The 21,094-nt window shown below is 45.6% G+C and carries 9 protein-coding genes and 1 pseudogene; 9 read left to right on the top strand and 1 reads right to left on the bottom strand.

The annotated features are described in order from the left end of the window. Positions 1-8: 8 nt before the first annotated feature. Positions 9-1,658, bottom strand: a complete 1,650-nt coding sequence (locus KG118_RS10235; RefSeq protein WP_199598774.1) for a rhamnogalacturonan acetylesterase — start codon at positions 1,656-1,658, stop codon at positions 9-11. A 261-nt stretch (positions 1,659-1,919) separates the two neighbouring features. On the opposite strand from KG118_RS10235, the gene KG118_RS10230 reads away from it, so the two are divergent. The 9 genes and pseudogenes from KG118_RS10230 (at position 1,920) to KG118_RS10190 (ending at position 21,092) form a co-directional block, all read left to right on the top strand. Further along, positions 1,920-3,158 carry a rhamnogalacturonan acetylesterase gene (locus tag KG118_RS10230; RefSeq protein WP_117711553.1) on the top strand — a complete coding sequence of 413 codons (1,239 nt, stop codon included), beginning with the start codon at positions 1,920-1,922 and terminating at the stop codon, positions 3,156-3,158. A gap of 36 nt (positions 3,159-3,194) precedes the next feature. Continuing rightward, on the top strand, positions 3,195-6,191 hold the full coding sequence (locus KG118_RS10225) for a glycoside hydrolase family 2 protein (RefSeq protein WP_117711554.1): 2,997 nt from the start codon (positions 3,195-3,197) through the stop codon (positions 6,189-6,191). 12 nt (positions 6,192-6,203) lie between these two features. Further along, on the top strand, positions 6,204-7,679 hold the full coding sequence (locus KG118_RS10220) for a glycoside hydrolase family 28 protein (RefSeq protein WP_117711555.1): 1,476 nt from the start codon (positions 6,204-6,206) through the stop codon (positions 7,677-7,679). A gap of 15 nt (positions 7,680-7,694) precedes the next feature. Beyond that, entirely contained in the window at positions 7,695-10,241 is a 2,547-nt protein-coding gene (locus KG118_RS10215) for a glycosyl hydrolase 115 family protein (protein WP_117711556.1), read from the top strand. 17 nt (positions 10,242-10,258) lie between these two features. Beyond that, positions 10,259-13,090: pseudogene (locus KG118_RS10210) on the top strand (glycoside hydrolase family 2 TIM barrel-domain containing protein). 135 nt (positions 13,091-13,225) lie between these two features. Further along, positions 13,226-14,203 carry a fimbrillin family protein gene (locus KG118_RS10205; RefSeq protein ID WP_158560995.1) on the top strand — a complete coding sequence of 326 codons (978 nt, stop codon included), beginning with the start codon at positions 13,226-13,228 and terminating at the stop codon, positions 14,201-14,203. Positions 14,204-14,230: 27 nt separating this feature from the next. After that, positions 14,231-15,868: a fimbrillin family protein gene (locus tag KG118_RS10200; protein ID WP_117711558.1), complete on the top strand. Its 1,638-nt coding sequence runs from the start codon at positions 14,231-14,233 to the stop codon at positions 15,866-15,868. A 105-nt stretch (positions 15,869-15,973) separates the two neighbouring features. Beyond that, positions 15,974-17,917: a rhamnogalacturonan lyase family protein gene (locus KG118_RS10195; RefSeq protein WP_117711559.1), complete on the top strand. Its 1,944-nt coding sequence runs from the start codon at positions 15,974-15,976 to the stop codon at positions 17,915-17,917. A 25-nt stretch (positions 17,918-17,942) separates the two neighbouring features. Beyond that, positions 17,943-21,092: a SusC/RagA family TonB-linked outer membrane protein gene (locus KG118_RS10190; RefSeq protein WP_233514885.1), complete on the top strand. Its 3,150-nt coding sequence runs from the start codon at positions 17,943-17,945 to the stop codon at positions 21,090-21,092. Positions 21,093-21,094 lie beyond the last annotated feature (2 nt).

Below are 21,094 nucleotides of genomic sequence, written 5' to 3'. Positions count from 1 at the left end.
TTACGGTTTCATTTCAAATAATCCTTTAGCGGAGAACCGGAAGCTTTCAATCCTTCGACAATACTTTCCACATTGAGCCGCGCACCTTTCAGCGAGGTGTGTGTATGGTCATGGTTAAAATACTCGCCTACTACACGTAGCCCTTGCTCCCAGCCCATTTTTTGCAGTTTGTCCGCCGAAAGATTGTTCAGGTCTATAAAACACGTCCCGGTCTGTTCCGCCGCTTCACAAGTCCATTTACCGAAAGAACCAGTATTGCGCTGAATTTCTCCATTATCCCATATATTGCGCGGCGTATAGCTCAACACAATGGGAGTAGCGCCTTTTTCTTTTACATCCATAATAAACTTGCGCAGATACCAGCCGAAAGTATAAATCACCTGATACTTCCCGGACGCCTCCATTAAGAACACCTTGCTTTCGCTTCCTGCTCCGGGCAACTCCGCACGCGCCTTGCCCGTATTGATAGCTCCGGCATCATTATGTCCAAACTGAATGAGTACAAAATCCCCCGGCTGAAGCGCATTGTACACTTTATCCCAACGCCCCTCATCCAAATAAGTACGTGCGCTACGTCCGGCTTTAGCACAGTTTTCAACCGTAATTCTGTTCAAGTCAAATTTATCAGCAATCACACTGCCCCAGCCCCACATACCATTCTCATCGTCATCATTGTTCTTTACTGTACTATCTCCCACAGTAAACAACACCGGACAACCTTTCTTACGACTCTTTCCCGTAACAGAATCCTGCTCCAACGGCTTCAGATAACAGGATAGCTTCAGTCCTTTACATCCACGGATGCCTTCGGCTGCCGACTCCGCATTTATACGCGCACCAAAAGCGCTGGTATGTATCCGGTCTATATAAAACATATACTTCACTTTCTCCTTACCAAACTTTTCGAACTTACGGGCCGTAATCTCATTCAAATCAATAAAGGGGATACGCTGCTCTTTCGCTATCTGTTTAGCCCACAAACCAAAAGTCTTATTTACGCGTGTAATAACCGTGCTGTCTTTATCGTCCCATGCATTACGAGGGGTTAAAGACATAAGAACAGGGTGCGCCCCTTTCGCCTTTACATCCCTGACAAAACGCCGCATATATTCACCATAAGTATATACGGTTTCCGTTACTCCGGTTTCTTTAATTGTCACAAGCAAACTGTCTTTCCCGATTCCCGGAATAGAGGCGCGGGCACGACCGCTATCATACGGTCCGTTATCATTATGCCCTAATTCTATAATGACCCAATCATCCGGACGTATTCCTTTAAGAACCTCCGACCAAAGGCGGTTATAAAAAGTCCGACTGCTTGTTCCACCTAATGCGTGGTTTTCCACAGTTATTTTTTTAGCATCGAAATACTCACCCGCATAATATCCCCATCCCCATTGTCCGTTATTTCCATTACCCAAAGTACCGGTACGCATGGTAGAATTCCCGACTAAAAAAAGTACTGGATTATCCCCTTTGCGGCTGGAACCGGCGATAGGCCTCATAGTCCGTGCCTTATTCAAGCTGTCCAACGTATTATCAATTACATCATTTACATCTATCATCGGAGCAACAACTCTATTTTGAGCGCACAATAACAGATTGATAGATAGTGCAATACACCCTGGCAATAAGTAGCATAAGATACTTTTTCTCATAACAAGTATTTCATTTTAATAAAAGAGACTATCAATATTTACACGTCTACAAAAATAAGAAAACACACCTATGAATACATGGAATATTTGTTTATAATCCTGTCTTTTCTGTTACTTATCACATTATAAACAGACTATTTATACAAAATAAATAGAAAATACATACTTATGTACATTACTCTATTCCACAAAAAAAACAATGCCGCTACTTTAGCGTCAAAATAACAATATCTTGAAAAGCAACAATTAATAAAATCAGCCATGAGAACAACACTATTAAATTTTCTGCTGTTAACAACAGTCTGCGCCTCAGCACAAACATTGCCTCAAACATTCAAAATGGAAAATGCTCCACGTTATTCCGAAACGACAGGTTATGGTTATGACCGCACGGAAACACCTGCAAAAGGGAGCAAAGAACCTTTCTATTTTTCCGTACGGGTACCAGATGGGAACTACCTTGTCACCGTTAGTTTAGGCAGCAGCAAACGTGCAGCCAATACAACTGTCCGCGCCGAATCACGCAGACTGTTTATTGAAAATTTACCAACTAAAAAGGGAGAAATCACCGAAAGGAGTTTCATTGTCAACAAACGAAGCCCATATATATCCAAGAAAGAAAAAGTTAAAATCAAAGACCGAGAAAAAAGGAAGCTGGATTGGGATGACAAATTGACCATTGAAATCAATGGTGAAGCACCGGCTTGTGAAAGTATACGCATAGAACCGGCTTCATCTTCCGTTGCCACCATCTATTTATGCGGTAACAGTACTGTGGTTGACCAAGAAAATGAGCCATGGGCCAGTTGGGGACAAATGCTCCCTCTCTTTTTCGGAACGAATGCAGCAGTAGCAAACTATGCCGAAAGCGGTGAAAGCGCCAATACATCCATTAAAGCCAATCGCCTTAAAAAGGCATTATCACAGATGAAGAAAGGAGATTATCTCTTCATTGAATTCGGGCACAACGACCAAAAACAAAAAGGTCCAGGTAAAGGAGCATACTATTCATTTATGACCAACTTAAAAATCTATATAGACGAAGTTAAAGCACACGGTGGCATACCGGTTTTAGTGACTCCCACCCGTCGTCGCAGATTTGACAAAGAGGGAAAAACAGTAAATACCCACGGTGAATATCCGGATGCGGTACGCTGGATAGCCAATAAAGAAAAGGTTCTTCTCATCGACTTAAATGAAATGACCGGTATCCTTTACGAAGCCTTAGGAGAGAAAGAATCCAAGAAAGCCTTTGTACATTATCCGATGGGAAGCTTTGAAGGGCAGAAGAAAGTACTTGCCGACAATACTCATTTCAACCCCTACGGTGCGTATCAGATAGCCAAATGTGTAGTTGAGGGGGTCAAGAAAAATATTCCCGATTTAGCAAAATATCTTCATCCTGTTCCTGACTATAATCCAGCACAGCCGGATGATGTAAACCAATTCCATTGGTATCCCGCACCTTTCTTCGAAATAGAAAAGCCGGACGGCAATTAAAATGGGACCAGATAAAATTTATAATAACAGAATAACATGAAGAATAGATTTTTTCTTTTCACGCTTATCTTCACGACGCTGTTTGCTTTGAGTACGCATGCTGCAGAACGCCAAAAATATAACTTTAACAGTGAATGGCGTCTGCAGGTAGGGGACTTTCCACAAGCAAAAATAGCTGATTTCAATGATAATGACTGGAAACAAATTACTTTACCGCATGCTTTCAATGAAGATGAAGCCTTTAAACTGCCCATCAGCCAACATTCCGACACTGTTATGTGGTATCGCAAGCATTTTCGGGTAAAAGAATTGAAAGGTAAAAAAGTGTTTGCCGAATTTGAGGGAGTTCGCCAAGGAGGTGAATTCTTCCTGAACGGACACTATTTAGGACTGCATGAAAACGGAGTCATGGCCGTAGGATTTGACCTTACTCCCTATATGAAAGAAGGAGATAATGTGTTGGCTGTACGCATTGATAACAACTGGTTCTACCGTGAAAAAAGCACTAATTCCAAATATCAGTGGAACGACCGTAATTTCAATGCCAACTATGGCGGTATCCCCAAGAACGTATTTCTATATGTGATGGACGAGGTATATCAGACTTTACCTCTGTACAGCAACCTGAAAACAACTGGTGTATACATCTACGCCACCGACTTCGACATCAAAGGCCGCAAGGCGAAGATACATGCCGAGTCCGAGGTGAAAAACGACAGTCGCAAGGCACGCAGCTTCAGCTATCGGGTGACCCTAACCGATGCGAACGGTAAGCTGGTGAAGACCTTTCATGGCGGCAAGACAGTGCTGAAAGCCGGTGAAACGGGAACCGTGAAAGCTGCTGCCGATGTGAGCGAACTGCACTTCTGGAGCTGGGGATACGGCTATCTGTACACCGTGAATACGGCCCTGCTGGACGACCGCGGAAATGTTTTTGACGAGGTAGTGACCCGTACCGGCTTCCGCAAGACAAAGTTCGGCCAGGGAAAGGTATGGCTGAACGACCGCGTCATCCAAATGAAGGGCTATGCCCAGCGTACCAGCAATGAATGGCCGGCAGTGGGGCTTTCCGTTCCCGCATGGTTGAGTGACTACTCCAATGGCCTTATGGTGGAAAGCAACGCGAACCTTGTCCGCTGGATGCACGTCACTCCCTGGAAACAGGATGTGGAGTCTTGCGACCGTGTCGGTCTTATTCAGGCCATGCCTGCCGGCGACTCTGAAAAAGACTGTGGTGGACGACAATGGGAACAGCGTACGGAGTTGATGCGCGATGCCATTATCTATAACCGTAATAACCCGAGTATCCTGTTTTACGAATCCGGGAATAAGGGCATCAGACGCGAACATATGATTGAGATGAAGGAAATTCGCGACAAGTTCGACCCTTTCGGCGGACGTGCCATCGGCTCGCGTGAGATGCTCGATATTAACGAAGCGGAATACGGCGGTGAAATGCTTTATATCAACAAGAGCAAGAAGCATCCGATGTGGGCTACCGAATATTGCCGCGATGAGGGACTCCGCAAGTATTGGGATGAGTACAGCTATCCATTCCATAAAGAAGGAACAGGACCATTGCATAAAGGGAAACCGGCAATGAGCTACAATCATAATCAGGATATGCTTGCATTGGAAATGGTTCGTCGCTGGTACGATTACTGGCGTGAGCGTCCGGGTACGGGCTTACGGGTCAGTGCAGGTGGTACGAAAATCATCTTCTCCGACTCCAACACACATTATCGCGGTGAAGAGAATTACCGCCGCAGCGGCGTGACCGACCCCATGCGTATAGAAAAAGACGCCTTCTTCGCCCATCAGGTAATGTGGAACGGTTGGGTGGATACGGACAAGTTCCAAACTTATATCATCGGACACTGGAACTATCCTGAACATACGGTGAAACCGGTATATGTCGTATCGAATGGCAAACAGGTGGAACTGCTGCTCAATGGCAAATCCCTGGGTAAAGGTAAACGGGAAAGCCATTTCCTTTTCACTTTCGATAAGGTCGCTTATCAAGCGGGCAGGCTGGAAGCGGTAAGTTACGACGGAAAAGGTAAAGAAGTGAGCCGCTATACATTGTCAACAGTGGGAGAAGCCGCCCGTCTGGAACTTACCGCTATACAGAACCCCGAAGGTTTCCACGCAGACGGAGCCGACATGGCCCTGCTTCAGGTGGAAGTTGTGGACAAGGACGGTAGACGTTGTCCGCTGGATAACCGTACGGTCCGCTTTACCCTGAAAGGCGAGGCCGAATGGCGCGGCGGTATCGCACAGGGGAAGGACAATCATATTCTGGATATGAACCTTCCGGTGGAATGCGGCATCAACCGTGCGCTGATCCGCAGTACGGCCAAAGCCGGCAAAATAGTTGTCACCGCCGAAGCGGAAGGGCTTCCGGCCGCAAGGCTTACGCTGCAGACCGTTCCAGTGAAAGTGGTAGACGGACTGAGTGACTACCTGCCCCAACTGACCCTAAAAGGCAGGCTGGATAAAGGGGAAACTCCACTGACTCCTTCCTATACGGATACCAAGCGCGACATCGCCATTGTGTCCGCCGAAGCCGGTGCTAACCGTACCGAAACGGGCAACAGCCATGATGACAACGAGTTGAGCGAATGGGCGAACGACGGTCGGTTAAGTACGGCCTGGATTACCTATACATTGGCTGAAAAGACAAGCGTCGACGACATCTGCATCAAGCTGAACGGCTGGCGTTCCCGCAGTTATCCTTTGGAAGTGTATGCCGGAGACGAGCTGATTTGGAGCGGGAGCACGGAAAAGAGCTTGGGATATGTACATCTGGAAGTGGACAAGCCGGTATGTTCCGATAAGATAACCGTCCGTTTGAAAGGCAGTACTACCGAAAAGGATGCTTTCGGCCAAATTGTGGAAGTGGCGGGCGGAGCGGCCAATGACATGGAAAAGAAAGCAAAGGAAGGCAAGGGAAAACATAATCTCCGGATTATAGAAATAGAGTTTCTGGAAAGTGTTAAGAAAACATCAGCCTCACCCGCAACTATTTTATAAAACCATAGCTATATGAAAAGAAAAATAACGTTCTTTGCACTGATAGCGACCGGCATTTTAACGGTTTGTATCCTGTCACAAGCCAAAGACAGTTCTTATGACTGGGGAAACACTTCTCCGGTCAACGACCTGGTATGGGCTAAACAAGTAGGCTCCCGTCTGCAACCAACCGGACAAACTTTGTCCGCCAACTCTTTCGGAGCTATTGCAGACAGTACCATTCTCAGCACAGAAGCAATACAAAAAGCCATTGACAGCTGTGCCGCCAATGGCGGCGGAACAGTTACCTTACAATCCGGTTACTATCTGACAGGCGCTCTGTTTATTAAAAGCGGAGTAAATCTACGCCTGGATAAAGATGTAACCCTATTGGCTACTCCGGATATTCATTGTTATCCCGAATTCCGTTCGCGCATTGCTGGTATTGAAATGATATGGCCGTCAGCGGTCATCAATATTATCGGTCAAAAAAATGCATCCGTCAGCGGTGAAGGGCGACTGGACTGTCGCGGCAAAAGCTGGTGGGACAAATATTGGGAGATGCGCAAATCTTATGAAACAAAAGGCCTGCGTTGGGTTGTGGATTACGATTGCAAAAGAATACGAGGCATACTGGTAGAAGAAAGTTCAGACATCAGCCTGACAGGAATTACTTTAATGCGCACCGGTTTTTGGGGTTGCCATATTCTTTATTCCGACCACTGCACTGTCAAGGGAATTACCGTCGATAATAATATAGGCGGACACGGGCCAAGCACCGACGGTATAGATATAGACTCATCAACAAATATTCTGATAGAAGACTGTATCATAAACTGCAATGATGATAATATCTGTATTAAATCCGGCAGGGATGCGGACGGACTTCGTGTGAACCGGCCTACTGAAAATGTCGTTATCCGTAACTGTACGGCACGTAGCGGCGCAGGATTGGTAACTTGCGGCAGTGAAACATCAGGGAGCATCCGGAATATTCTTTGCAGTGATCTGAAAGCACAGGGAACATCCACCGTATTACGCTTGAAAAGCGCCTTAAGTCGCGGTGGGACGGTAGAGAATATATATGTAACACGCATAAAGGCAGATAGTGTCCGCCACGTGCTCACAGCCGAATTGAACTGGAATCCCAGTTACAGTTACAGCAAATTGCCCGATTCGTTCCAAATAGAAGAGTTGCCGGAACACTGGAAAACTTTACTGACTCCGGTGGAACCTGCCTATAAAGGCTATCCCAGATTTCGCAATGTCTATCTGTCACAGATAGAAGCGACCCATGTAACCGAGTTTATCTCCGCATCCGGAATAAACGACTCTTTACGTTTGGAGAACTTCTATTTACATGATATAAAGGCGCAAACTTTAAAAGCCGGTAAAATCAGTTTCTGCAAGAACTTCAACATGACAGAAGTTACACTCAACACGGCAGACCGCCACCCTATCATTTCCGAAAATAATTCGTACAGCAACATTCATCCGACTATCAACTAAAAACATCTAATTACCATGTTTATACGCTCGATTCTATTCGCAGTCTTTATTCTGAACGTTTTCGCCATATCAGCAAGTAACTTCATCTGGTATGACGGACAACAAGCCATTTCGTACAATGTTCCCCGAAACACCTCACCCGTAGTGAACATCGCTCTCAATATGTTTGCAGAAGACATGAAACTGGTGACGGGACTCCATCCAAAACAGGTATCATCCAAACATGCTGCCATCCGCATCATCCAATTGGACAAAGCGGATAATAAAACTCAAAAAGACCTACAAGTTGCAGGGATACCGGTAAATGATTTAATTCAGAAGCAAGATGCTTTCTACATCGCAGTTACAGACGACTCTCCCAAACAACAATTACTCATTGTAGGAAGTAATGGACGCGGAACAGCTTACGGTATCCTTGAGCTATCACGTATGGCGGGTGTATCGCCGTGGGTATGGTGGGGAGATGTAACTCCGAGAAAACAAACCCAACTGACGGTTGCAAGCGACTTCAAGAGTATGCAAAGCCCCTCGGTCAAGTATCGCGGTATTTTTCTGAACGATGAAGACTGGAGCCTGCAACCCTGGAGTTGGAAAACCTTTGAACCGGGTAATCCCACAGGACGAATAGGGGCACGTACTTATAAGGAAATCTTCAAGCTGCTACTTCGCCTCAGGGCTAATGCCATATGGCCCGGCATGCATGGCATCACCACTCCTTTTTATCTTGTTCCGGGTGCCAAAGAAGCCGCAGACAGTTGCGGAATAGCCATTGGCACATCACATTGCGAACCATTAATGCGGAACAATGTAGGTGAATGGAAAGTCAAAGAACGGGGCGCTTACAACTACATCACCAACCGTAACTCCGTACAGGCTTACTGGACAGAACGCTTAAAAGAGGTAAACCGATACGAGAATATGTACACCATAGGGATGCGTGGCATACACGACGGACATATGGAAGGGGTAAAAACGATAAAAGAGAAAGTCAATGCCCTGCAACAGGTTATCAACGACCAGCGTTCTCTGCTTTCACAATACATCAATCGTGATGTCACCAAAATACCGCAAGTCTTCGTACCCTATAAAGAAGTGCTCGATATTATGGAAAACGGACTGGAAGTTCCCGAAGATATCACCCTGATGTGGTGTGACGACAATTACGGCTACATGACCCGTTTGAGCGATGAAATACAACAGAAACGCAGCGGTGGCAGCGGTGTCTATTACCACCTGAGTTATTGGGGGCGTCCCCATGACTATATGTGGTTATGTACGACACAACCGGGCCTCATCTATAATGAGATGAAACAGGCCTACGACCACAATGCCCGTGAGGTATGGATTGTCAATGTACACGATTTGAAACCGGCAGCCTATGACTTGGAACTGTTTCTCGACATGGCATGGGACATCAACTCGGTTACCGGAACCACTCTGAACAACCATCTTGAAGCATGGCTTTGCCGGGAATTCGGCAACCAAGCCGGAAAGAAGCTGTTACCCGCCATACTGGAATACTACCGTCTGTGCGGTATCCGCAAACCGGAGCATATGGGATGGACACAAGTCGAATTAAGTAACCGTAAAGTACATCCCAGAGGACGTTCGCAAGTTATCAACACCGAGTTCAGTCTTACAGAATTCGGCGGAGAGCTGGACCGTTATCTGGAATCTTATGAAAAAGTCAAAACCACTGTTACGGAAGCGGAAAAGCTGATTACTCCCGACCGCAAAGACGCCTTTTACTCACATATCAAATATCAGGTATTCGGCGCCTCGGCGATGGCGACCAAGATGCTTGAAGCACAACGCGCCCGCTCCTATTCCATGGGACAATGCGACGAAGCATTATGGAAACGTAAGGACGCCATGCTCACTGCATGCGCAAAAAGCCAGAACGCCTATCAAGAAATACGCCGGCTTACAGACTATTATAACAACAAAATGGCAGACGGCAAATGGAAACATTCCATGTGCCATGACCCTCGCGATTTATACGTATTCTATCCTCCCATACTCCCTGTCGGACTGACGGATGAGGAAGTAAAAAACTATCTCCCCACCTCTGCCATGACCAAAGAGCATCCTATCAAAGCCGATAAATGTATTGCCATGAACGCCTGCCGGTACATCCATGCCACAAAAGGAGCAGAAACCATTCAGGCTTTAGGGCACAGCATGAATGCCGTGTCACTGCCTCAAGGGAGTTCATTGACTTTTGAATTCGACTGCGAGTGGGAAGGTGAAGCCATTCTATCCACCGCCGTTATTCCCACACAACCTAATGACAAAGGGGATATTCGTTTCTGCGTAAGTATTGATGGTGAAAAGCCCCAGATATGCTCCTTCCGAGAAAAAGGCCGTACAGAAATGTGGAAACAGAATGTAATGAGAGGCCAAGCCCGAAAAGAGACTAAGCACATATTAAATAAAGGTAAACATACGCTCACCATCACTGCTTTGGACAAGCATATCGTTGTAGACCAGTGGATGCTCGACTTCAAAAAAGACCGTAAATTCTATCTATTTCCATTAGAAGGAGAAAACCAATCATTATAATATATATTTTCATGTCCATGAATCAATTACGAATACTCTGTGCATTAGCAGTATACCTCTGCAGTACACTTATAAATGCACAAAATACTGAGAAGTTATATCTCTCCGGTACCGGACTGGGAGATACACGTACCTGGGACTTTTATTGTTCCACCGGAATGAACAGCGGCAAGTGGTGCAAAATAGAAGTTCCCTCGCAATGGGAACAACAAGGATTCGGAGAATATACCTACGGACGCTTTTATTTGAATAAAGAAGCCCAGCCCAGCAGCGAAAACGGCTTGTACCGGTATAAATTCAAAGTACCTGCCGAATGGAAAGACAAACAGGTAAGTATCGTCTTCGAAGGAGTAATGACCGACACCGAGGTGAAAATCAACGGAGTATCTGCCGGAGCCATCCATCAAGGCGGATTTTACACTTTCAGCTATGACATTACCGACAAACTAAAGTTCGGGAAAAAGAACGAACTGGAAGTACAAGTATGGAAAGAATCCTCCAACAAATCGGTCAACGCGGCCGAACGGCGTGCCGACTGGTGATTGTTTGGCGGTATCTACCGTCCGGTTTATTTAAAGGCGGTTCCTGCGGCTCACATCGAACGCATTGCGGTAAACGCCACGGCCGACGGCACGCTGACCACCCGCCTGCATACCCAAGGTAATACTCCGGGATATACCGTAGCCCTAAGTCTCGCGCCGGTAGGAAGCCAACAAACGGCCAGCAAACAAATCATGCCGCTAAACGCCGACAGTGTCCAGACCTTAACCACCTTCTGGCAAGGCGTCCGCCCCTGGGAGTGCGAACATCCCAATCTGTATACACTAACACTGGAACTGCTTAATCCGCAAAAACAGGTGGTACACATACACGAAGAACGGATAGGATTCCGCACCATAGAGTTCCGTCCGCAAGACGGATTTTATGTCAACGGCACCAAAGTCATCATGAAAGGTGTAAACCGTCATTGCTTCCATCCGGACGGCGGACGTACCACCAACAAGCAACTCTCCCTGCAAGATGCGCTACTCATCAAAGAAATGAATATGAATGCCGTCCGTTCTCATTACCCGCCCGACAAGCACTTTTTGGACGTATGCGACTCTTTAGGTCTTTTTTATCTGGATGAGTTTACAGGCTGGCACGGACGCTACGATGATGAAGTCGGCATAAAGCTGCTACGTGAAATGATAACCACTGATGCCAACCATCCCTGTATCTTCTTGTGGAGCAACGGTAATGAAGGTGGCTGGAACAAAAAACTGGATAAATACTTCTCCGAGTTCGACCTGCAACAACGTCATGTTGTCCATGCATGGGCAGACTTCAACGGAGTAGACACACACCACTACCCCGCCTATCAGACAGGGACAGGGCGTCTTACCAACGGATACAAAGTATTCATGCCCACTGAATTTCTGCACGCACGCTACGACCAGGGAGCCGGTTCCGGACTTGAAGATTTTTGGAGTAACTATCGTTCCAATCCGCTCTTCGCCGGTGGTTTCATTTGGGCATTCGCGGACGAAGCCGTCAAACGCTATGACAAGAACGGAATACTCGACTCGGACGGTTCCAACGGTCCGGACGGCATCTTAGGCCCCTATCGCGAGAAAGAAGGAAGTTTCTACACCATCCGTGAGGTATGGGCCCCCATCCAGTTCAAACCGCTACGCATTACCTCCAGTTTCAAAGGAGAATTCCTGCTAAGCAACGACTATCTGTTCAGCAATCTGAAAGAATGTAGCATGACCTACCACACATATTCCACCCCTTCCCCACTGAAAGGCGGTAAATGTATATTACTGGACAGCGGCAAAGTAGATTTGCCCGCCATTGACCCCGGTGAAACCGGTAGAGCACGCATGAAACTCCCCGCCCGATTCTTCGAAGGAGACGTACTGAAACTGGAAGCCTACGACAGAAACGGAAAGAGTATATGTATATGGACATGGCCTATCAAATATACTGCCGCTTATTTCGCACAACAGCAACCGGCAATATCCGCATCCAAAGCTCCCGTCATTGAGAATACAGACCAACACGTCATGTTATCCGCCAACGGTATTACCGCAATTTTCGATACAGCTAATGGCACGCTGAAAGAAATCCGACGGAACGGACAGATTATTCCTTTCGGAAACGGACCTCTGCCGGTAGGCATGAAAGCCGATTTAAAGGCAATCACGACTCGCACCGATGGTAATGATGCTCTTCTGATAGTAAAATATACGGGTGCGTTAGATACCATTATTTGGCGTATGACTCCTGATGGTTTGTTAGGTATGGACGCTCTTATGCTGAACCGTGGCAATGGAGGAGGATATAAAGGTGAATTCTTTGATAAAAAAATATATCAGTTGGGGCTTACTTTCTCTTATCCCGAAAAGGAAGCCAAAGGAATGCGCTGGCTAGGACGCGGTCCTTACCGTGTATGGAAAAACCGTATTCCCGGTACCACCTACGGTGTCTGGCACAAAAGCTACAACAACACTATCACCGGCGAAAATTTCAAGAATTTGACTTACCCTGAATTCAAAGGGTATCATGCCAATCTATATTGGGCAACGATAGAATCAGACAATTCCCCCTTTACCGTATATTCGGAAACAGACGGTATCTACTTGCGTGTCTTTACCCCACAACAACCCGGACAAAAGACTTCTGAAAAAGACAGTATGCACCCTTTCCCTATGGGAGATATATCTTTCCTGTACGATATACCCGCCATGCGCTCATTCAAAACTATCAGCGAACATGGACCTAAAAGTCAACCAAGCAGCATCCGTATCAAATCCGGCGATGACGGATTACGCATGAAACTCTGGTTTGATTTTAGGGTTATGTAATCCCGTACATACCTATAGACAAATTGACGCAAAACCAAAAAACACATGGAAATCACTGAATATTCCAAGCTGACACAAAAAGAGTTGGCTATGTTTGTACTCAGAAAAACAATACTATTTTTTAATGTAATATTTATGAGAAACATTTATTTATCAACAGGAATTGCCGCCCTCATATTATTGAGTGGCTGCAATAAAGACGAGTATGAAGGCAGGGATATCACCGGAGCCAAACTCACAGTCTATGGAACTGTAGAAGACACACACACGCGCGTATCGAATGAGAGTTGGGAAACAACAGACGCTATCGGTATCACCCTACAGGGTGACAATGCTGATGGACTTGCCACAAACATCAAATACACACTTACTGAAGCTGCCGCCTCATCTGGAGCATTCACTGCAGCAGAAGTCTCACATGCTATCCATGTAAAAAGCAGCAACAGCCAAACATTTCAAGCATACTACCCCTATACGGGAGAAGATCAAAATATTCCTGATGTGGTAAGTTTCAACATTGCAGACGCAGAAGGATACTACACTAAGCATGATTTCCTATACGCCACAGCTACTGCGACTATTGAGAGTCCTGAAGTAACATTCAAGTTTGACCACATGATGAGTAAAGTAGCCCTTACTTTCAATAACACAACTACAACCAGAGCAACCGATATCGAAATAGAATATACACTAAACAACATCATTGTAGATGGTACTTTCGACCCGCAAAGCGGAACGGTAGTATGTGGTAACACTCTTGGTTCCATCACAATAACATCTGCAATGGGAGGAACCTCATCCGTAATTCTGCCCCCGCAAACCACTACCGGAGTAGAATTATTCATTAAGGTGGGTGAAAAATACTACGTTACAAACTTTGACTTGGACACAAACTCCAAGACCGAGTATAAATACGATGTAAACATCAATGAAACAGAGGAAGCGCCTACTATTACGATAACAGGCACATCCATCAATCCATGGATCAGTGCCGGAGAGACACAGTCTCTGAATCCGACAGAAGATCCTGCTGAGACATTACCCGATATTTCCGGTGGGCAATGGGATTCAAACGGAGAGATTACCAACATAACAGAAAACACCACCATTTAATTTTCCAACATTTAAACAAGTAACGATATGAAACGGAATAAATTTATATATGCAATCATGTTTGTTTGTACTCTTTTTGCAACATCCTGCTCTAATGAAGAGGACATCAACTTACCTGCTACACAAGGAAGCATACGCTTTAATTTCAGTGACAGCGGCGTACACAATACGGTAAGTACCAAAGCTACTACCGACAAAGAATACAAAACCACATTTGAAGAGGGAGATAAAATAGGGCTGTATGCTTTTGCAAGCACAAAAGCTACCAGTGCAATTACCGGCTATGAGAATGTATGTCTTACCTACCAAGGTGGAGAATGGGTAACAACAGAAGGAGATGGTACAACATTAACCTATGATGATCAATTAAGGAATGCAACATTCCACGCCTATTACCCGTATCAAGAAAATGTTACATTAAGCGGCACAGCCAGTTCTCCTTTTACTACTTTAATAAACGATTGGGTCATCAATACCGATAAGTCTTACACAGAGAATGATTTAATGACCGGTTCCGGAACAGCCAGTACCAACAAAAATGATATTACCGTATCTATAGCTTTAAAACATGAAATGGCAATGATTGTAGTAGGACTTTCAGGTGGAATTACTTATAAATTTACCAATCAAGATCCTGAGCTAAGTGATTATACCGCTTCCAGCGGTGAAGCTACATTCTCTATTAATAATACAGATGTCACTTCGCTGGCAGAAACTATAAACGGAAAGTATCGCTTCCTTGTTAAGCCTGAAACAAATGCAGCATTAAGCGTTAGTTACGGTGGAAAGACTTATACACAAGAGAATGTAAACATTCCGGCAAGCAAATATCAAGAATATTCGGTAGGCAGTAATTCCTCTTCAACTACAATTGATTTTAATTTGAGTGTAGGTGATTATTACTGTTCGGATGGTACCTTGATTGAATCTGATGCAGAACAACTGTCAGATGATATAAAAGCCAAAATTATCGGTGTAGTATATTATGTAGGTAATCCACAACCCGGTTCAACAGGATTGAATTACAATTCCAACTATATAGATATTCTTGCAGCAGAGCATCCGAGTTGTACTCACGGATTAGTATATGCCATTAAAAGTGCCAATACTGAGAATGCAGTTACTTCATGGGGTGGAGAATCTTTTGGTGGTGGCAAAGTTTCCAATTATTATACCACATACAACTACGCTACCAGTACAGCCAAGAAGTATATTTGGGAAACCAGCAGTTCAAACTATGGTGCTCGTATGTTAGGTTATGATTATACTGCTGTACTCACAGTTAATAGAACTGATTTTCCCACTCTATTTCAGTATTTAGACCAAGCTACAGCACCATCGGTAAGTTCCGGTTGGTACCTGCCCTCATACGGTGAATTGAAGCTGCTTGCTACAGGCACATTAGCCCAATCCGGTAATAATGCAGGAATCAACATTGACATAGATACTATTAACACAAGTTTAACTAATATAGCTGGAGAAACTTTATTTGAAAAGACAGATGCTCCATATGCCTCAAGTACATTTAATTACTCCAAAAATAAAGAAACATTTGGCAATAAAATCCAGGTATACAAAAATACCGATAGTACGATTTCGGGAACAACCTTAGATATATCAAAAAACAACTTTCCACACCATCTACGTTTCTCCCTCGCTTTCTAACAAAAGATTAATCAATATGCGCTTGTGGTAAGTTTCATACTTATCCAAGCGCAAGTTCTCGAAAAAAACATCCGTTTTTCTCCATACTCCAACATACCAAGCATCATGAGAAGCACATCCTTTCTTATCGCAACTTTCAGCCTATTGTCTATAGTCATTACTGCCTGTACAGACAATGAAACTTTCTTGCTGAATCCAAGTACCGGCGAAGAAACATCCGAACCCGCCCCTGAAAAGTCTTCCGGAGCAGGCCGTATGTTATGGGCTTCTATCAATGCAAGAAAAGATGCCATCGGCTCTGTTTTTTCCGGTAACAATAACCGAATATTGGTAAGTTGGCGACTATTGGATACAGACAATAAAGGTATAACTTTCGACCTCTACCGTACAGCGGACGGAAGCAGTGAGATAAAGCTCAATAATACCCCGATTAGCAATACCTGCTACCAAGACAATACGGCAGACCATAACGTGAGCAACACCTATCGGCTGACTCTAAGCGGACAAAACGAAACATTGGACACACACACTATCACAGCCGAACAAGCCTCAAACGGATTGCCATATATCTCCATACCATTACGAAACACATCTGACATCAGCAGTACCTGCGAATATAAAGCCAATGACGCCAGCATAGGCGATTTGGACGGAGACGGCAAATATGAAATTATACTGAAACGGCTCATAGCCGCTACATCCAACAATGAAAGCAATAATGATGATAACGACGACACAGGCACTGTAATAGAGAATGCTACACATGCCATGTTATTGGAAGCCTATCGTCTGGATGGCACTTTCTTGTGGCGCATGAAGATGGGGCCCAACATAGTAACCGGAAACGGCGGCTCATTCGCCGTCTACGATTTCGATGGAGACGGACGTTGTGAAATAGCCGTACGAACAGCCGAAGGCACTGTGTTTGGCGACGGGAAAGAAATAGAAGATACAAATAATGACGGGAAAACCGACTATCGCATATCGGGAGCCAGATATGTACATGGCGGACCTGAGTTTCTGTCCATCATAGAAGGAAATACAGGAAAGGAGTTAGCACGTACAAACTATATCGAACTGGGTAGCAGTGAAGATTGGGGAGACAACTATTATAAACGTTCCAGCAGTTACCGAATTGCCGTAGCACACTGTATGGGAGAACACCATTCCGTCATTATAGGGCGCGGCTGTTATAGGAAAATCGTAGTAGAAGCATGGGACTACAATAACCATGCCCTAACCAGGCAATGGCGTTTCGACACGACTCAAAAAGGCAATGAAGCTTACGGTGGACAAGGCTACCACAGCCTGAGCGTAGGAGACGTGGATGAAGACGGCTACGATGAAATCGTTTACGGTTCGATGACTGTGGATAATGACGGTAGCGGATTGAATAGTTGCGGACTCGGTCATGGCGATGCACTCCATTTAGGGAAATTCGAGCCTTCAAGAAATGGGCTTCAGATATGGTCCTGTTTTGAGTCGGGAACAGTAGGTGCAGCATTGCGTGACGCCCGTAGCGGCGAAGTGATATGGAAACATGACAGTTCGAGCGATGTCGGTCGTGCGTTGGTAGCGGATATCGACCCTGCCAGTCCCGGTTGCGAAATGTGGTGGAGCGGCGGTAACGTACACAGCGCCAACGGAACGGACTTAGGTTATAAAGCCAGTTCGTGCAATATGGCTATATGGTTCAACGGTAATCTCAGCCGACAATTGTTCAATCAAAAAACCATCGAAGAATATGGTATCGGACGCGTATTCACTCTTTATCGCTATGGGGTGACGGACATTAACGGAAGCAAATCGAATCCCTGCATCTACGGTGACTTTTTAGGCGACTGGCGCGAAGAGATAATAATGCCAACCTCCGACAATACCGAATTGCGTATATTCAGCACTTGGTATCCTACGGAATATAGTTTCCCTTATCTGATGAGCGACCATATCTATTGCATGAGCCTGCTCAACCAAAATATCGGTTATAACCAGCCTACACAACTCAGTTACTATTTAGGTTCTGATTTAGCAATTACTCAAAATAATTAATAGCAATCTCATATATCTGAAAAACATGTTAAACAGATTTATACTTCCAGGCAGACAAATGTATTCCACCTTTTGGAGTATCGTGTTCCTCTTACTCTGTGCGGCCACGGCAACAGCACAAAATACCCGCAACATCTCCGGTGTAGTACTCGATGAAAACAATGAGCCTGCCATCGGTGCCAACATTGTGGTAAAAGACGCGACATCCGTCATGGCCATTACAGGGCTCGACGGTACTTTCAAACTAACCGTTCCCGCACAAGCGCAAACCATGACGGTATCTTATCTGGGATACAAACCGCAAACCATAAAGTTACAAGGTAGAAATACTTTTAAGATTCAACTGGAAGTGGATAACGTTGCGTTGGACGAAGTAGTAGTCATAGGTTACGGTACGGCCAAAAAAGGAAACCTGACCGGTTCTATCGCCAGTGTAAAATCGGATGATATAGAAGACCAGGCCTCAAGCAACATCGCCAGCTCTCTGCAAGGTATGCTGGCCGGTGTAGATGTCAGCGCCAACAGCGGTGCGCCCGGTGAGGAACTTTCTATCATCATCCGCGGTAATGCCTCTATTCATGCCGACGATACCCCACTTTACGTTGTCGACGGAATTCCGGTTGATGACTTGGGCGGATTGAGCAACAACGATATAGCCTCTATCGAGATTTTAAAAGATGCCTCTTCATCGGCCATTTACGGTAGCCGGGGAGCCAATGGCGTGGTACTCATCACTACCAAAAACGGTGGTGATAAGAATAAACTGTCCGTATCGGTAGCCGCATCGTTCGGTATGCAACAAATCAATAAAAAGATAGATGTGATGCGTGCCGAAGAATGGATTTCTTTCCGCACTAAGCTGAACAATATACGTTATGTAAATAAGTATGCCGCCAAAGGAGCTAAATGGACAGACGACTATGAAACCCGACTCTCCAAAATGGGTAGCGTCAATTATGAATATCTCAACGACCCTCGCTGGAGCGAAGAGAACTACGGTGGACTGGCAATGCTGGACTGGCAAGACGCGTTCTTTCAATTAGCTCCCGTACAAAACTACTCGGTAGCCGTAGCCAACAGTTCGGCCAAAGCCAAATTCCGTGCCTCGGTGGGGTACTTTGACCAAAAAGGAGTAGCCATCGGTACCGGCTACAGACGTGTAAGTCTGCGTACCAACTTCGAATCGAAAGTCGGTAAGCGAATTACCATCGGCGGTAATGTCACTCCTATCGTTTCATGGAATTATGGAGGAAATGTAAACGGCCGTTCGGGCGGAGCGGAAACAGCCTTGAGCATGTGTCCCGTAGCGGAAGCGGATGCCGGTTACCATACCAGCTCCGAGCCCTATCCGGCGTACGGTTGGGCTTCATCCAACATCAGTCCTGTAGCCCGTATGGAGCAAGTTACCAATGACAGTGAAACTTTACGTCTGCAAATGGCGGCCTATATCCGTGCCGAAATTATAGAAGACCTGAATTTCGAGGTTTTGGGTTCTTACAACTTCCGCAGCCAATACAGTCACTACTTCCGTCCCAGCTCAGTTATAAGCGGGTGGAGCAGCAATGATGAGGGGCAAGAAGCCGAGGGTACTCGTAATATCCGGCGTTATCACAGCTACATGGTACAAAGTACCCTTAACTATACCAAAGAGATAGGCGATCATGGATTCAACATAATGGCCGGCGCTTCGGCCGAGATGGGAACCTCTACCACTACCCGTCTGGCAGCTACCGATTTTGCAGATAACACCCAGCTGGGATTCTCCATGAGTTCGGAAGAGGTGACTTCCGCCAGTGCCGGTTTCGGCACTCCGGGACGTATGCTTTCCTTTTTCGGACGCGCGCAATACGAATACGATAACCGATATGTGGTAACCGCCAGCTTACGCCGCGACGGTTCCGCCAAATTCGGACGTAATAACCGCTGGGGACTGTTCCCTTCAGTAGGCACCACGTATCGCATTTCCAATGAAAGTTTTTGGCCGAAGAACTTTTTCATTAACTCCATGAAAATACGCGCCAGTTGGGGACTGAACGGTAACAACAGCATCCGGAGCAATGCCGCAGTAGGTTTGATGAGCGACGCGGGCTACTCACTGGACGGAAACACAGTGAGCGGTTATGCTCCCACCACGATAGACAATGTAGACCTGGGCTGGGAGAAAACCCGCAGTTGGAATTTAGGTCTGGACCTCGGTTTCTTAAAGAACCGCATTACCGTAGCTCTGGATATCTATCGTAAACTGACCGACGGCATGCTCTATGAAGTAACCGTACCCGCCTCCATGGGGTTAGAAGATAACAGGGCTTGGGATAATGTAGGAAGCATAGAAAACAAAGGTGTGGAGCTTGAAATATCTTCCAGAAATCTGACCGGTCCTTTAAAATGGACTACCTCTTTCAATATCGCTTACAATAAAAATGAGATTCTCAGCATGGGAGACAACAATACGGCTATCTACGGTGGCTGGAACAATTCAAACACCCACGTATTCATGGTAGGCGAACCCATGCGAAGTTACTATATGTACGATGCGATAGGAGTATACCAAACAGAGAAAGACTTACGACGCTATGCCACTATGGAAGGACAAAAAGTGGGAGACATAAGATATCGTGACGTAAATGGCGATGGCATCATCAACGACAGTGACCGGACATTGGTGGGTAAAGCCCGCCCGGACTTCACATGGGGACTGACAAATAAATTCAACTATAAAAGATTTGACCTGACGGTTACGCTAACCGGACAATGGGGCGGTCATCTGTACAGTTTGTTAGGACGTACCATAGACCGTAACAGCGCCGGACCGGGACGTGGAAATCTACTTGCCAAATGGTTACACTCGTGGTTTTCGGAAGAAGATCCCGGTGACGGTATTACACCGAGCTTTCTCTCAACCACCACCAGTGACTTATATGATACGCGCTGGCTTTACAAAAGCGATTTCGTCAAGATAAAGAATGTTATGTTAGGATACAACATCCCTATCAACAAGAAGTTCGCCAGTAAACTGCGTACCTATTTCTCCATACAAAACCTGTATACATGGGATAAATATGACGGGGGATTCTCCCCCGAAGCCAGCACCTACGGCAGTAAGAAAACCGGTTACGATTTCGGTTCTTATCCGATGGCACGAGTTTATACATTAGGAGTGAATATGGAATTTTAATT

This window comes from Bacteroides propionicigenes (assembly GCF_018390535.1).
Taxonomy (GTDB): domain Bacteria; phylum Bacteroidota; class Bacteroidia; order Bacteroidales; family Bacteroidaceae; genus Bacteroides; species Bacteroides propionicigenes.
Note: the sequence above shows the minus strand (reverse complement) of the source record. Positions and strands in the feature narration are given on the sequence as shown.

Coding starts and splice junctions, on each gene's coding strand:
- KG118_RS10235 (WP_199598774.1), bottom strand. CDS start 1,658: ATGAGAAAAAGTATCTTATGCTACTTATTGCCAGGGTGTATTGCACTA.
- KG118_RS10230 (WP_117711553.1), top strand. CDS start 1,920: ATGAGAACAACACTATTAAATTTTCTGCTGTTAACAACAGTCTGCGCC.
- KG118_RS10225 (WP_117711554.1), top strand. CDS start 3,195: ATGAAGAATAGATTTTTTCTTTTCACGCTTATCTTCACGACGCTGTTT.
- KG118_RS10220 (WP_117711555.1), top strand. CDS start 6,204: ATGAAAAGAAAAATAACGTTCTTTGCACTGATAGCGACCGGCATTTTA.
- KG118_RS10215 (WP_117711556.1), top strand. CDS start 7,695: ATGTTTATACGCTCGATTCTATTCGCAGTCTTTATTCTGAACGTTTTC.
- KG118_RS10205 (WP_158560995.1), top strand. CDS start 13,226: ATGAGAAACATTTATTTATCAACAGGAATTGCCGCCCTCATATTATTG.
- KG118_RS10200 (WP_117711558.1), top strand. CDS start 14,231: ATGAAACGGAATAAATTTATATATGCAATCATGTTTGTTTGTACTCTT.
- KG118_RS10195 (WP_117711559.1), top strand. CDS start 15,974: ATGAGAAGCACATCCTTTCTTATCGCAACTTTCAGCCTATTGTCTATA.
- KG118_RS10190 (WP_233514885.1), top strand. CDS start 17,943: ATGTTAAACAGATTTATACTTCCAGGCAGACAAATGTATTCCACCTTT.